Source organism: Arthrobacter sp. Y3223151 (assembly GCF_059091125.1).
In genome coordinates, this window is the sequence record NZ_JBNHGI010000022.1 from 1 (window position 1) to 13332 (window position 13332).

General features: G+C 68.9%; 13 protein-coding genes. 3 read left to right on the forward strand and 10 right to left on the reverse strand.

Features of this window, described 5'->3' with window-relative positions; translation table 11 throughout:
- Positions 1 to 74: 74 nt before the first annotated feature.
- Positions 75 to 479: a TOBE domain-containing protein gene (locus AC5RUP_RS16920; protein ID WP_494067990.1), complete on the reverse strand. Its 405-nt coding sequence runs from the start codon at positions 477 to 479 to the stop codon at positions 75 to 77.
- Between the two features lie 113 nt (positions 480 to 592).
- Here AC5RUP_RS16920 and moaA point away from each other — a divergent pair, with 113 nt between their 5' ends.
- Positions 593 to 1696: a GTP 3',8-cyclase MoaA gene (gene moaA, locus AC5RUP_RS16925; RefSeq protein WP_494150023.1), complete on the forward strand. Its 1104-nt coding sequence runs from the start codon at positions 593 to 595 to the stop codon at positions 1694 to 1696.
- Positions 1697 to 2041, forward strand: a complete 345-nt coding sequence (locus tag AC5RUP_RS16930) for a MoaD/ThiS family protein (RefSeq protein WP_494155145.1) — start codon at positions 1697 to 1699, stop codon at positions 2039 to 2041. It begins immediately after the preceding gene.
- Positions 2042 to 2131: 90 nt separating this feature from the next.
- Here AC5RUP_RS16930 and AC5RUP_RS16935 read toward each other — a convergent pair whose 3' ends face one another.
- The 7 genes from AC5RUP_RS16935 to truB all read right to left on the reverse strand — a co-directional run bounded on the left by AC5RUP_RS16935 (position 2132) and on the right by truB (position 9286).
- Complete coding sequence (locus AC5RUP_RS16935) at positions 2132 to 3505, reverse strand: M16 family metallopeptidase (RefSeq protein WP_494067993.1); 1374 nt, start codon at positions 3503 to 3505, stop codon at positions 2132 to 2134.
- A 2-nt stretch (positions 3506 to 3507) separates the two neighbouring features.
- The gene (locus tag AC5RUP_RS16940; protein WP_494154248.1) at positions 3508 to 5751 is read right to left on the reverse strand and encodes a polyribonucleotide nucleotidyltransferase; all 2244 of its coding nucleotides are present in this window, start codon (positions 5749 to 5751) and stop codon (positions 3508 to 3510) included.
- Positions 5752 to 6066: 315 nt separating this feature from the next.
- Entirely contained in the window at positions 6067 to 6336 is a 270-nt protein-coding gene (gene rpsO, locus AC5RUP_RS16945) for a 30S ribosomal protein S15 (protein WP_493968104.1), read from the reverse strand.
- Positions 6337 to 6499: 163 nt separating this feature from the next.
- Positions 6500 to 7474, reverse strand: a complete 975-nt coding sequence (locus AC5RUP_RS16950; RefSeq protein WP_494154249.1) for a bifunctional riboflavin kinase/FAD synthetase — start codon at positions 7472 to 7474, stop codon at positions 6500 to 6502.
- 62 nt (positions 7475 to 7536) lie between these two features.
- Complete coding sequence (locus tag AC5RUP_RS16955) at positions 7537 to 8010, reverse strand: hypothetical protein (protein ID WP_494154246.1); 474 nt, start codon at positions 8008 to 8010, stop codon at positions 7537 to 7539.
- Positions 8007 to 8375 carry a hypothetical protein gene (locus tag AC5RUP_RS16960; RefSeq protein WP_494068284.1) on the reverse strand — a complete coding sequence of 123 codons (369 nt, stop codon included), beginning with the start codon at positions 8373 to 8375 and terminating at the stop codon, positions 8007 to 8009. The genes AC5RUP_RS16955 and AC5RUP_RS16960 overlap by 4 nt, the downstream gene beginning before the upstream one ends.
- 2 nt (positions 8376 to 8377) lie before the next feature.
- Positions 8378 to 9286: a tRNA pseudouridine(55) synthase TruB gene (truB, locus tag AC5RUP_RS16965; RefSeq protein WP_494067995.1), complete on the reverse strand. Its 909-nt coding sequence runs from the start codon at positions 9284 to 9286 to the stop codon at positions 8378 to 8380.
- Positions 9287 to 9527: 241 nt separating this feature from the next.
- Here truB and AC5RUP_RS16970 point away from each other — a divergent pair, with 241 nt between their 5' ends.
- Complete coding sequence (locus tag AC5RUP_RS16970) at positions 9528 to 10655, forward strand: ScyD/ScyE family protein (protein WP_494154247.1); 1128 nt, start codon at positions 9528 to 9530, stop codon at positions 10653 to 10655.
- Between the two features lie 110 nt (positions 10656 to 10765).
- Here the strand turns inward: AC5RUP_RS16970 and rbfA are convergent, their stop codons facing one another.
- Both rbfA and infB read right to left on the reverse strand, forming a co-directional pair.
- A complete protein-coding gene (rbfA, locus tag AC5RUP_RS16975) occupies positions 10766 to 11227 on the reverse strand; it encodes a 30S ribosome-binding factor RbfA (protein ID WP_494067997.1) in 462 nt (153 codons plus the stop codon).
- Positions 11228 to 11310: 83 nt separating this feature from the next.
- Positions 11311 to 13332 (reverse strand): translation initiation factor IF-2 (infB, locus tag AC5RUP_RS16980; RefSeq protein ID WP_494158785.1); only part of this gene is annotated, 2022 nt, incomplete at its 5' end.

Genomic DNA, 13332 nt, shown 5'->3' on the forward strand with positions numbered 1-13332 from the left:
CCGCGCACGCGCTGCCCGCGAGGACGCAGGCGGCGGCCGCCGCCGGGCCGGCCAGGCGCTGCCAGTGGCGCACCTCAGCTCCTGCCCGACGGCGTTTCGACGGCGACCATGGTCGCCTTGACCGAGGCCACCGCCACCGACCCCGGTTCGATGCCGAGGTCCCGCACGGCTTCGGCGCTCATCAAGGACACCACCCGGTGCGGACCGCACTGCAGCTCCACCTGGGCCATCACCGCGTCCTGCCGGACATCGGTCACGATCCCCACGAAGCGGTTGCGGGCCGAGCTGCCGATCCCGGTGGGATCCTGCGGCAGGGCAGCCTGCTCCCGGGCCAGGGCGGCCAGCTCCGCGCCGTCCACCGTCGCCCGGCCGGAGGCGTCCCGGTGCTTGGCCAGGGCGCCGGCGTCGATCCAGCGCCGCAGGGTGTCGTCGCTGACCCCCAGGAAGCGCGCAGCATCCGAGATGCGTATCTGCGTCATGGGAAGCAGTATAGTTCCGCAGATGCGGAACTGGACACCTTCCGGTTGCGCCCGGTGTCGCAGCCGCCGGGGCCATCCCGCATCCGCCGCCCTCCGCCGGGTACCCTCGAGGTATGAGCGTTGATCTGGGAATGCCGCAGGTTCCCGGCGGAACCGCGTCCGCCGCGTCCCCGGCGCGCCCCGCGGGGACCGGCCCGGCGCTGGTGGACCGCTTTGGCCGGGTGGCCACCGACCTGCGGATCTCGCTGACCGACAAGTGCAACCTCCGCTGCACCTATTGCATGCCGGCCGAAGGCTTGGACTGGCTGGCCAAGGAACAGGTCCTCAGCGACGACGAGGTGGTCCGGCTGGTCCGGATCGCCGTGGGGCGGCTGGGCGTGCGCGAGCTGCGCCTGACCGGCGGCGAACCCCTGGTCCGTGCAGGGCTGGTGGACATCATCGCTGCCGTCCGCAACAACCACCCCGACCTGCCGGTGTCGCTGACCACCAACGCCCTCGGGCTGGAGAAGAAGGCGGCCGCCCTGAAGGCGGCCGGCCTGACCCGGATCAACGTCTCGCTGGACTCGCTGCACCCGGAGACGTTCGCGCAGCTGACCCGCCGCCCCTTCCTGGACCGGGTGCTCGCCGGCATCGAAGCCGCCGACGCGGCCGGCCTGGGCCTGCTGAAGATCAACGCGGTGCTGATGCGCGGAATCAACGACGCCGAGGCGCCCGCGCTGCTGGACTGGGCGGTGGAACGGGGCTACGAGCTGAGGTTCATCGAGCAGATGCCGCTGGACGCCGACCACGGCTGGACCCGGCAGAACATGCTGGCGGCGGCCGAGATCCGCGCCCTGCTGGAGCCGGACTTCCTGCTCTCCCCGGATCCGCGCGCACGCGACGGCGCCCCGGCGGAACGGTGGGAGGTACGGCGGCGGAACCGCCCCGACGTCGTCGCCGGCACCGTGGGCATCATTGCCTCCGTGACGGAACCGTTCTGCGCCGACTGCCGCCGCACCCGGGTCACGGCCGAGGGCAAGGTGCGCTCCTGCCTGTTCTCGCACGAGGAAACGGACCTGCTGGACCTCCTGCGCTCCGGCGCGGACGACGAGGCGGTGGCGGAACGGTGGCGGACTGCGATGTGGGGCAAACCCAAGGCCCACGGTATGGATCATGCGGGTTTGGGCGGCACGGACTTCGTCCAGCCGGACCGGACCATGAGTGCGATAGGCGGATAGATGATCATCCGGTATTTCGGGGCGGCGCAGGCCGCCGCCGGCGTCGAGGAGGAATCCCTGCCGCTGCCCGACGGCAGCACGCTGGAGACGGTGCTGCGCGAGGTCATCGCCCGGCACAGCCAGGCGGCGGAGAAGGAACCGGTGCCCGCCGGTGCCGGGGCCGGTCCCGCGGCCGGAGGCGGGCGTCCGATGGCGGCCGCGCCGGGCAGATCGTCCGCCCCCTCCATGGAGTCGGTCCTGGCCCGGAGCAGTTTCCTGCGCAACGAGGTGGCGTGGAAGGACCGGCAGGCGCCGCTGGCGGCAGACGACGTGATTGACATCCTGCCGCCGTTCGCCGGCGGCTGACCGCGCCGCCCTCATCTCCGAGGAGGCGGGCGGCGGCCGGTTGCCGGCCGCCGAGGCGGGCAGGGGCGCGGTTACCGGCCGAATTCCCGGTTACCGGCCGAAGTCCGCCGCCGAGTCGAAGGGGCCGACGACGGTGACCACACGCGGCGCCGCGGCCAGTTCGCCGGCGAGTTCCCGGACCTGCTCGGCGGTCACGGCCTCGATGCGGGCGAGCGACTCGTCGATGTCCAGGAACTCCCCCGACACCAGTTCGGCGCGGCCCAGCCGCGACATCCGGGAACCGCTGTCTTCCAGGGCCATCACGATGCCGCCGGAAAGCTGGCCGACGGCCCGGCGCAGCTCGTCGGCGGAAATGCCGTCGGCCGCCAGCCGGTCGAGTTCGGCCCCGAGCAGGTCGATGACCTGGCCGGTCTTGGCCGGCGAGCAACCGGCATACATGCCGAAGTAGCCCGCATCGGCGTAGGCGCCGGAGAACGAATAGGTGGCGTAGGCCAGGCCCCGTTTTTCCCGGATCTCCTGGAAGAGCCGGGAGGACATGCCGCCGCCCAGCACGGCATTGAGCACGCTCATGACGAAGCGGCGCTCGTCGGTGGCGTTGATGGACGGGCAGCCCATGACGATGTTGGCCTGCTCGACCGGGCGGCGGTGCACGTAGGTGCCGGCGACGGGGGCGATGGCCGCGGCCGCCGTCTCCCGCCTGGGCACCGGGACCGCACCGGCCTCGAGGTGCCAGCCGGCCGACTCCAGGGCGGCGAGCACCTGGGCGCACACCGCGTCGTGGTCCAGTCCGCCGGCAGCGGTGACCACCAGCTCGTCGGGCCGGTAGTAGCGCTGGTAGTGGGCCCAGACCGAGTCGCGGGCGACCGCCTTGATCGCCTCCGGCGTCCCGCCGATCGGCCGGCCCAGGGGGTGCCCGCCGAGCACCGCCTCAACAAATTTTTCGTGGCAGACGTCCGCGGGATCGTCATTGTCCATGGCGATCTCTTCGAGGATGACTCCGCGTTCCTGCTCCAGCTCCTGCGGGTCAAGGACCGCGGAGGTGATCATGTCGGCGATCACGTCGATGGCCATCGGCAGGTCCGAATCCAGGACGCGGGCGTAGTAGCACGTGCTTTCCTTGGCCGTGGCCGCATTGGATTCGCCGCCGACCTCGTCGAAGGCGGAGGCGATGTCCAGCGCCGTCCGGCGCCTGGTGCCCTTGAAGAGCAGATGCTCCAGAAAGTGGGTCGAGCCGTGTTGGCCCGCGGCTTCATCCCGCGAGCCAACACCGACCCAGAATCCGATCGTCGCCGACCGCTGGCCGGGCATTGCTTCGGTCAGCACCCGCACTCCCCCGGGCAGCACCGAGCGGCGCACGATGGCGCCGCCCGGTTCGCCGTGGACCAGTGTGGGGTCCGACCCGCCGAGCTCGGTGGCGTCGGCATGTTGCATGCTGCCGACCAGCGGCAGGGCGACGACGGTCATGCTTACTCGGCCACGGCCTCTTCGGCCGACGCCTCGTCGGCTGCGGCGTCCTCGGCCACCACGGGGGCGAGGGACAGCTTGCCGCGGTCGTCGATCTTGGTGATCTCGACCTGGACCGTCTGGCCCACCGACACCACGTCGTCGACGTTGTCCACGCGCTTGCCGCCGGCCAGCTTGCGCAGCTCGGAGATGTGCAGCAGGCCGTCCTTGCCCGGGGTCAGCGACACGAAGGCACCGAAGGTGGTGGTCTTCACGACCGTGCCCAGGTAGCGCTCGCCCACCTCGGGGATCTGCGGGTTGGCGATCGCGTTGACGGCGGCGCGGGCGGCTTCGGCGGCCGCACCGTCGGTCGCGCCGATCAGCACGGTGCCGTCGTCCTCGATGGAGATGTCCGCGCCGGTGTCTTCCTGGATCTGGTTGATCATCTTGCCCTTGGGGCCGATGACCTCGCCGATCTTGTCCACCGGGATCTTGACCGAGATGATCCGCGGGGCGAATTCGCTCATTTCGTCCGGCTGGTCGATCGCGGCATTGATCACGCCGAGGATGTGAAGCCGTGCCTCGCGGGCCTGCTTCAGGGCGGCGGCCAGCACGGACGCCGGGATGCCGTCGAGCTTGGTGTCGAGCTGGATGGCGGTGACGAACTCCGAGGTACCGGCGACCTTGAAGTCCATGTCGCCCATGGCATCCTCGGCGCCCAGGATGTCGGTGAGCGCCGCGTAGCGGGTTTCACCGTCGACCTGGTCGGAGACAAGTCCCATGGCGATGCCGGCCACCGGGGCCTTCAGCGGCACGCCGGCGTTGAGCAGGGACAGGGTGGAGGCGCAGACCGAGCCCATGGAGGTGGAGCCGTTGGAGCTCAGCGCCTCGGAGACCTGGCGGATGGCGTACGGGAACTCTTCACGCGACGGCAGCACCGGCACCAGGGCGCGCTCGGCCAGCGCGCCGTGGCCGATTTCGCGGCGCTTGGGCGAGCCCACGCGGCCGGTCTCACCGGTGGAGTACGGCGGGAAGTTGTAGTTGTGCATGTAGCGCTTGCGCGTCACCGGCGACAGCGAATCGATCTGCTGTTCCATCTTCAGCATGTTCAGCGTGGTGACGCCCAGGATCTGGGTTTCGCCGCGCTCGAAGATGGCCGAGCCGTGGACGCGGGGCAGGACCTCGACCTCGGCGGTCAGCTTGCGGATGTCGCTCAGCCCGCGGCCGTCGATGCGCACCTGCTCGGTGAGGATCCGCTGGCGGACAACCTTCTTGGTCACGGCGTTGAAGGCCGCGGAAATTTCCTTCTCGCGACCGGCGAATTCCGCCGTTTCGGTGCCGGCCAGCTGCGCCAGGATCTCGGCCTTGAAGGCGTCTGCGGCCTCGTTGCGCTGCTGCTTGTCGCCGATCGAGAAGATTTCCGTCAGCTTGGCAGCTGCGGCGGACTCCACGGCGGCGAAGGCATCGTCCTCGTAGTCCTTGAAGATCGGGAATTCGACCGTCGGCTTGGCCGCGCGGGCGGCCAGGTCGGACTGGGCGTCGCACAGCGCCCGGATGAACGGCTTGGCGGCCTCGAGGCCCTCGGCCACGACCTCTTCGGTGGGCGCGGTGGCGCCCTCTTCCTTGATCAGGTTCCAGGCGTTGTCGGTGGCCTCAGCCTCGACCATCATGATGGCGATGTCGTTGCCGGCGGCGATGCGGCCGGCCACCACCATGCTGAACACTGCGCGCTCCAGTTCGGAGTGCTTCGGGAAGGCCACCCACTGGCCGTCCACGAGCGCCATGCGGACGCCGCCGATCGGGCCGGAGAACGGCAGGCCGCTCAGCTGGGTGGACATGGAGGAGGCGTTGATCGCGACGACGTCGTACATGACGTCGGGATTGATGGCCAACACGGTCACCACTACCTGGACCTCGTTGCGCAGCCCCTTGACGAAGGCGGGGCGCAGCGGGCGGTCCATCAGGCGGCAGGCCAGGATCGCTTCGGTGGACGGGCGGCCTTCGCGGCGGAAGAACGAGCCCGGGATGCGGCCGGCGGCGTACATCCGCTCTTCCACGTCGACGGTCAGCGGGAAGAAGTCGAAGCCTTCGCGCGGGGACTTGCCCGCCGTGGTGGCGGAGAGCAGTGCGGTGTCTTCGTCGATGTAGACCATCGCCGAGCCGGCCGCCTGCTGGGCCACGCGGCCGGTTTCGAACCGGACCACGCGCTGGCCGAACCGGCCGTTGTCGATGACAGCTTCTGAGTACTGAATTTCGGGACCCTCCAAGAGAGTCACCTCCGTTTCTTCGAGTGCGGAGGCTGCCGGTATCTGCCCAAACCTGCGAGGCCGTTTCACGGCCAGCCTGCCTGTACGCCACCCGGTCTTCGATCGAGACCTACGGGCAAGCCCCCAAGGGGCGTCCCGGAAGCCACTACCGAGGACCGCGAATGCCGCGATACCGAAAGTCTCCAGTTGATGTAGTTATCGGCCGACGTTCGCCCGGCGGCCGTGCTCCTGCCGCGCCGCAAACCGGCGCGGTAGGAAAAAGGCGGCTCTCCTGTCCCCTTTGGCAGTGGACGGAAGAGCCGCCTCCGTCACTGACTATCGGCGCAGGCCGAGGCGCTCGATGAGCGAACGGTAGCGCGTGATGTCGGTGTCACGCAGGTAGGTGAGCATGCGACGACGGCGGCCGACCAGTGCCATGAGGCCCCGGCGGGTGTGGTGGTCGTGCTTGTGCATCTTCAGGTGTTCCGTCAGGTCGGAGATGCGACGGGACAGAACAGCGATCTGAACCTCGGGAGAACCCGTGTCGCCCTCGTGCGTGGCGTATTCCTTGATGATTTCCTGCTTGAGCGCGGCGTCTAATGCCACAGTAACTCCTAGAAGTTGTGCCGTGAGGCCCGAGTCAGCACTTCGCTGCCGGGGGCTCCGCAGTCTCCGCCGGCCGCCAGAGGCTTGCCGGCAGCAGTGCACGGAGGGATACAGCCGCCACGGACCGCAGCCGAATCCATCGGCCAGTTTACCTGTTGCGGGCTTAGTCTGTCGAAAGCAGGCTTCGGGTACGCACCACGTCGTCGCGCATTTGCGCGATCAGGGCCTCGGAACCGGTGTAGGCCACCATGCCGCGCAGGCGTTCCACGAACTCGACCACCACCTGCTGCCCGTAGAGATCGAAGTCGTCCGTGTCCTCCTGCGGCCGGTCGATGACGTGCGCCTCGACCCGGCGGCTGGCGCCCTCGAAGGTCGGATTCGAGCCCACCGAGATGGCGGCCGGCCACCTGGTGCCGTGCTGGTCCACCAGCCAGCCGGCGTAGACGCCGTCGCCGGGGATCATGCCTGTTGCATGCTTGGACAGGTTCGCGGTGGGAAAACCCAGTTCCCGGCCGCGGGCGTCGCCGTGCACGACTTCGCCGCGCATCCGGTGGGGGCGTCCGAGCACCTCCGCCGCCGTGGCGACATCCCCGGCCGCGAGGGCCTCCCGGACCCAGGACGACGAGTAGCGCCGGCCGCCGCCGGCGGCGTCGAGGTCCGCATCGGTCTCATATTCGTCGACGACCTCGACGGTGAAGCCGAACTGGCGGCCCAGTTCCTGCATGGTGTTCAGGTCGCCGGCGTTGTTCTTCCCGAACCGGGTGTCGTGGCCGATCACGACGGCGGTGGCGCCGAGTGTCTCCACAAAGACTTTGCGGACGAACTCCTCAGGGGTTTCGCCGGCCAGTTCCAGCGTGTAGGTCATCATCAGCAGCCCGTCCAGGCCGCTGGCCTCCAGCGCCTCGACCCGGTCCTGCAGTCCCATGATCAGCTGCGGGGCAGCGTCCGGTCGATGGACCTGGGAAGGATGCGGATCGAAAGAAATCGCCACCGCCCGCGTCCCGCGGGCGGAAGCGGTCTCCACCAGGCGGCGCAGTACCTGCTGGTGGCCGCGGTGGACGCCGTCGAAATTTCCCAGTGTCACCACTGACGGACCATAGCCGCGGGGTACGTCGGCCAAGTCTTTCCAGTAGTGCACAGTAAACTCCTCGTCGATCGGGGCCTTCAGCGGGTGCGGCCCCGTCGCCGGGACCCCTTCCATTATGGACGACCTTCGGGGGGCTTCGGGCCCGCCGCCGGCCGGTGCCGCCACAGCCACCACAGGCCGATGACCGGCAGCAGCAGGGGGATGTATCCGTAGCCCTTGCCGAAGCCGGACCACACCGTGTCCTGCGGAAGCAGCTGGGGATCCAGCACGCTCAGCAGCCCGACGGCCAGGACTCCCACGAGTTCGATGCTCACGGCGGCCACCGACAGCCAGTAGGAGCGGGTGCCGGACCTGGCCAGCGTAACGGTCGCCAGGATGTACACGACGGCGGCGAAGGCGGACAGCAGGTAGGCCACCGGCGCTTCCGAGAACTTGGTGGCTATCTGGTAGCCCGCCCGGGCGGTGGCGGAGAGCGCGAAGACCCCGTAGACCGCCACCAGGAGCCGCCCGGGACCGGTGGCGCGGCCGGCGGCGGCATTCACGTCCCGGGTGCGCCTGGCCCGTTGTTGTTTCTGGCCGGATTTCATACGGCGATCGCTCCGTCCCAAATTTGTTCCATTCTCACCAGCATCACGAAGACCGTGATTCCCGCCGCCCCCAGCACCACGTTGCTCCACCGGCTGCGGTCCATGATGGCCCACCAGAAGGCTGCTACCGGGACCAGCAAGGCGGTGATCAGGTAGCCCCAGAATTCCCAGGTTTCCCCGCTGACGGGCTCACCGGAAGCCTGTCTGATGATACCGGCCGCCCCGTAGACGAGCAGAAACAGCTCCACCGCGGCGACCGAGAGAATCGTGACGTCGTTGGGGCCGTGTTTCAGGAGGGCGGCAACCACGCAGACGACGGCGGCAAGCAGGGTGACCACCGTGCCGGCGATGAAAAAACCGTCGATGATCACTGTGCTTCCGCCTCGTTTCCCGGTGCGAACACCAGCAGGGGCCTGGCTTGCGCATCGTTGTCTTCCAGCAGCGCCACCAGCGATCCGTCCGGGGCGAACGCCGCCGTCGCGCCGGGTGCTCCCGCGGCCGGGATGCGACGGCCGTGCGAGACGTCGTCGGCCTCGGTGGCGCTGAGTTCCCGGACCGGGAACAGCACCCGGGCGGCCTCGTCCAGTCCCGTCATTTGCAGGTCCTCGGCCAGTTCATCCAGCGTGGCTGCGTCTTCGATCCGGAACGGCCCTACTCGGGTCCGGCGCAGGGCCGTCAGGTGCCCGCCGACGCCCAGCCGCTGCCCGAGATCGCGGGCCAGGGCCCGGATGTAGGTGCCCGACGAGCATTCGACGGTGACGTCCACGTCCTGCACCTTCCCGCCGCGGCCGCGGCGGATGCCGTGAACCTCGAACCGGTGGATCGTGACCGGCCGGGCGGCCAACACCACGTCCTGTCCGGCGCGCACGCGCGCGTAGGACCGCTGGCCGTTGACCTTGATGGCCGAGACGCTGCTCGGCACCTGCAGGATCTCCCCGGTCAGTTCGGCGACGACGTCCCTGATTTGCTGTTCCGTCACGGCCGCGGCGATGGTTTCCGCGGTGACGTCGCCCTCGGCGTCGTCGGTCACTGTCGACTGGCCCAGCCGGATGGTCGCGTCATACGTCTTGGGGGCGCCGACGATGTAGGTCAGCAGCCGGGTGGCCTTATTGACGCCGACCACCAGCACGCCCGTGGCCATGGGGTCCAGGGTGCCGGCGTGGCCGACCTTCCGCGTTCCGGCCAGGCGGCGCATGCGCCCGACAACGTCGTGGCTGGTCCACCCCTGCGGCTTGTCGACGAGTATCAATCCGGAACGGAGCAGGCCAGAAGTCACGCCTTTCAGTATATGGCGTCCCGCGAACACGGCCGGTCGGGGCTTAAAGCGTACATCGTTGACAGCCTCCGGGGGCTGCAATATTTTGAGCACACTGCGTGCCGTCGATGCGGCCTCCAAGGGATCTCAGCAGGCCAGCGGCACAGTCGCCTCTTCGGCATCACTTGCCCTTGTTCTCCGGCCACTCCGCCCGCCTGCGAGTCGTCCGGGGTGCCCCGCGGCTCTCTTCAGGAGCTTCATCGTGAAAAAACCATCGCTGTATCTCGCCCTTCCCCTGGCGCTCGGACTTGCGTTCGGCACCGGACTGGCACCGTCATCGGCCCACCGGGAGAACCCGGAGCCTCCGTCGGCGACCGTGCTTGCCGAGGGGCTGCAATCGCCGCTGAGTCTTGCGGCCGGCCGGCACGGCCTGTTCGTGACACAGAACTTCGCCGGCATCCTGAACCGGATCAAGCGCCAGGGCGATCCCGAAGTCTTGTACCGCTCCGGCGGCCCCCAGGTCGCGTCCGCCTCCCTCTACAGGCACACCCTCTACTTCTCCGAGGGCACCGGTGCCGGGGGCATGGACGGGCTGCCGAACGTGCAGTGGATCAAGTCGTTGGACCTGCACGACGACGAGGCCGCGCCGAAGAAGATCGCCGACGTGGCGGCGTATGAGAAGAAGCACAACCCGGACGGCCGCGTCACCTACGGCTTCCGCCATGTGGAGGACCGGCAGTGCCTGGACAAGATTCCGGAGGGGATCCCGGCCAAGTACAAGGGCAACGTCGACTCCAACGCCTATGCCACGGCCGCCAACAGGCACAGCATTTATGTCGCCGACGCCGGCGGCAACGCCATCCTGAAGGTCGACAAGGACAGCAAGCGGGTCAGCACAGTAGCGGTGCTGCCGCCGGCATCCTTCCGGGTCACCGCTGCGCTGGCGGCAGGGATGGGCCTGCCGGATTGCGTGGTCGGCCAGAAGTACTACCTGGAGCCGGTGCCCACGGACGTGGAGTTGGGCCGGCACGGCTGGCTGTACGTCACCTCGCTGCCGGGCGGTCCCGAAGACGGGAGCATCGGCGCGCTGGGGCGCGTCTTCAAGGTCCATGCCCACACCGGGGAGGTCGTGCAGCTGGCGGGGGGCCTGTCCGGCGCCACCAACCTGGCGGTCAGCTCACGCGGCGACATCTACATTGCCGAGATGTTCGGCAACAAGATCTCCGTGCTGAAGAAGGGCCACGACAAGGTGCGGACGTACTTCGAGACCACCACCCCGGGTGCGCTGGAGATCCGCGGCGACCGGCTCTACGCGACGACGAATGCACTGCCTGATTTCACCGGGAAGACACCGCCCGCCGGCGAGGTCATCAAGATCCGGCTGCACTGATCCGCGCTGCCGATACCGGACAAGGGTGGGCCGCCTGCGCACAGCAGGCGGCCCACCCTTTGGTGCGACGGCCGTCGGGCCGCGGCGGCCGTTAGTGGGCGCGGAAGCCGCTATTCCGGACGGGGTCCGCGGCCGGCGTCATCCTCGTCCTCGTCTTCGGGCTTGCGGTACGGGTCCTCTTCGCCGGCGAAGGCGGCGCCTTCGGCCAGGGCCGCCACCTCGGCGTCCTTGGCCTTCGCGGCCCGCAACAGCTCCTCCAGGTGGCTGGCGTTCACCGGGATCTCGTCCGCGACGAACTCCAGCGTGGGCGTGAGCCGGGCGGTGATGTTCCGGCCCACTTCCGCCCGCAGGACGCCCTTGGCGGATTCAAGTGCCTTGCGGGTGCCGTCCTGCTCCTCGGCGTCGCCGAACACCGTGTAGTAGACGGTGGCGTGCTGCAGGTCGTTGGTCACCCGGGCGTCCGTGATGGTTACAAATCCCAAGCGGGGATCCTTGACCCGGCGCTCGAGCGCCTGGGCCACCACAACTTTGATCCGGTCGGCCATCTTGGCGGCGCGTGCTGGGTCTGCCATGACCCCTCCTCAATTCTCGTGTTGATGGCGGAACAGCGGGCGCCCGGCGGCGATGCCACCGGACGCCCGCTGCAGGCCGACTGCTAGACGCGCGGCTTTTCGCGCATTTCGAAGGTCTCGATGATGTCGCCTTCCTTGAGGTCGTTGAACGACCCAAGTCCGATGCCACATTCGAATCCTTCGCGGACCTCGGTCGCGTCGTCCTTGAACCGCTTGAGCGAGTCAACGGTGAGGTTCTCGCCGATGACCTTGCCGTCGCGGGTGACACGCGCCTTGGTATTGCGGCGGATGGTGCCCGAGCGGACGATGGAGCCTGCGATATTCCCGAACTTGGAGGAACGGAAGATCTCGCGGATTTCGGCCGTGCCCAGCTGTGCCTCTTCGTACTCCGGCTTCAGCATGCCCTTCAGCGCGAGTTCGATGTCATCGATCGCTGCGTAGATGACCGAGTAGAAGCGCATGTCCACGCCCTCGCGGTCGGCCAGTTCGGCCACCCGCTCGGCCGGCTTGACGTTGAAGCCGATGATGATGGCGTTGTCCACGGTGGCCAGGTTGACGTCGTTCTGCGTGATGGCACCGACACCGCGGTGGATGACGCGCAGCTGGACATCCTCGCCCACATCGATCTTGAGCAGCGAGTCTTCCAGCGCCTCCACGGCACCGGACACGTCGCCCTTGAGGATGAGGTTGAGGGTGTCGACCTTGCCCTCGGCCACGGCCTTGTCGAAGTCCTCGAGGCTGATGCGCTTGCGGCGCTTGGCCAGGGCCGCGTTGCGGTCCGCGGCTTCACGCTTCTCGGCGATCTGGCGGGCGGTCCGCTCGTCGTCGGTCACCAGGAAGGTGTCGCCGGCGCGCGGGACGGTGGACAGACCCAGCACCTGGACCGGACGCGACGGTTCGGCCTCGGTGACGGATGCGCCGTCTTCATCGAACATGGCACGGACACGGCCGTGCGCGCTGCCGGTGACGATGGCGTCGCCCACCCGCAGCGTTCCGGACTGGACCAGTACGGTCGCCACGGCGCCGCGGCCCTTGTCCAGGTTCGCCTCGATCGCGATGCCGCGGGCGTCCTTGTTCGGGTTGGCCCGCAGGTCCAGCGCCGCGTCGGCGGTCAGCAGCACGGCCGAGAGGAGATCCTCGATGTGCAGGCCCTCGCGTGCCGAGACGTCCACGAACATGGTGTCGCCGCCGTATTCCTCCGGAACCAGGCCGTACTCGGTCAGCTGGCCGCGGATCTTCTCCGGGTTGGCGCCTTCCTTGTCGATCTTGTTCACGGCGACGACGATGGGCACGCCGGCAGCCTGCGCGTGGTTCAGCGCTTCCACGGTCTGCGGCATGACGCCGTCGTCCGCGGCCACCACCAGGATGGCGATGTCGGTGACCTTCGCGCCACGGGCACGCATGGCGGTGAACGCCTCGTGGCCCGGGGTGTCGATGAAGGTGATCTTCCGGTCCCGGTCATCGTGCTGGAAGTCGATCTGGTAGGCGCCGATGTGCTGGGTAATGCCGCCGTGTTCGCCTTCGCCCACCCGGGTGTTGCGGATGGCGTCCAGCAGGCGGGTCTTACCGTGGTCCACGTGGCCCATGACCGTCACGACGGCGGGGCGCCGCTCGAGGTCGGCTTCGCCCTCGGCCTCGAGTTCGGCGTCGAGGTCGATGTCGAACGAGTCAAGCAGTTCGCGCTCTTCGTCCTCCGGGGAGACAACCTGGATCTTGTAGCCCAGTTCAACGCCCAGCAGCTCGAAGGTGTCCTCGTCCAGCGACTGCGTGGCGGTGGCCATCTCGCCGAGGTGGAACAGGACCGTAACCAGCGCTGCCGGATTCGCCTCGATCTTGTCGGCGAAGTCGGTGATGGAGGAGCCGCGGCGCAGCCGGACAACGGTGCTGCCGTCGCCGCGGGGTACCGAGACGCCGCCCAGCGACGGTGCGCTCATCTGCTCCAGTTCCTGGCGCTTGGCGCGCTTGGACTTGCGCTGCTTGCCGCGGCCGGCGCCTCCCTTGCCGAAGGCACCCTGGGTACCGCCGCGTCCGCGGCCGCCCTTGCCGAAACCGCCGCCGGCCGGTGCCGGTCCGCCGGCTCCGGGGCGGGCCGGAGCGCCCGGACG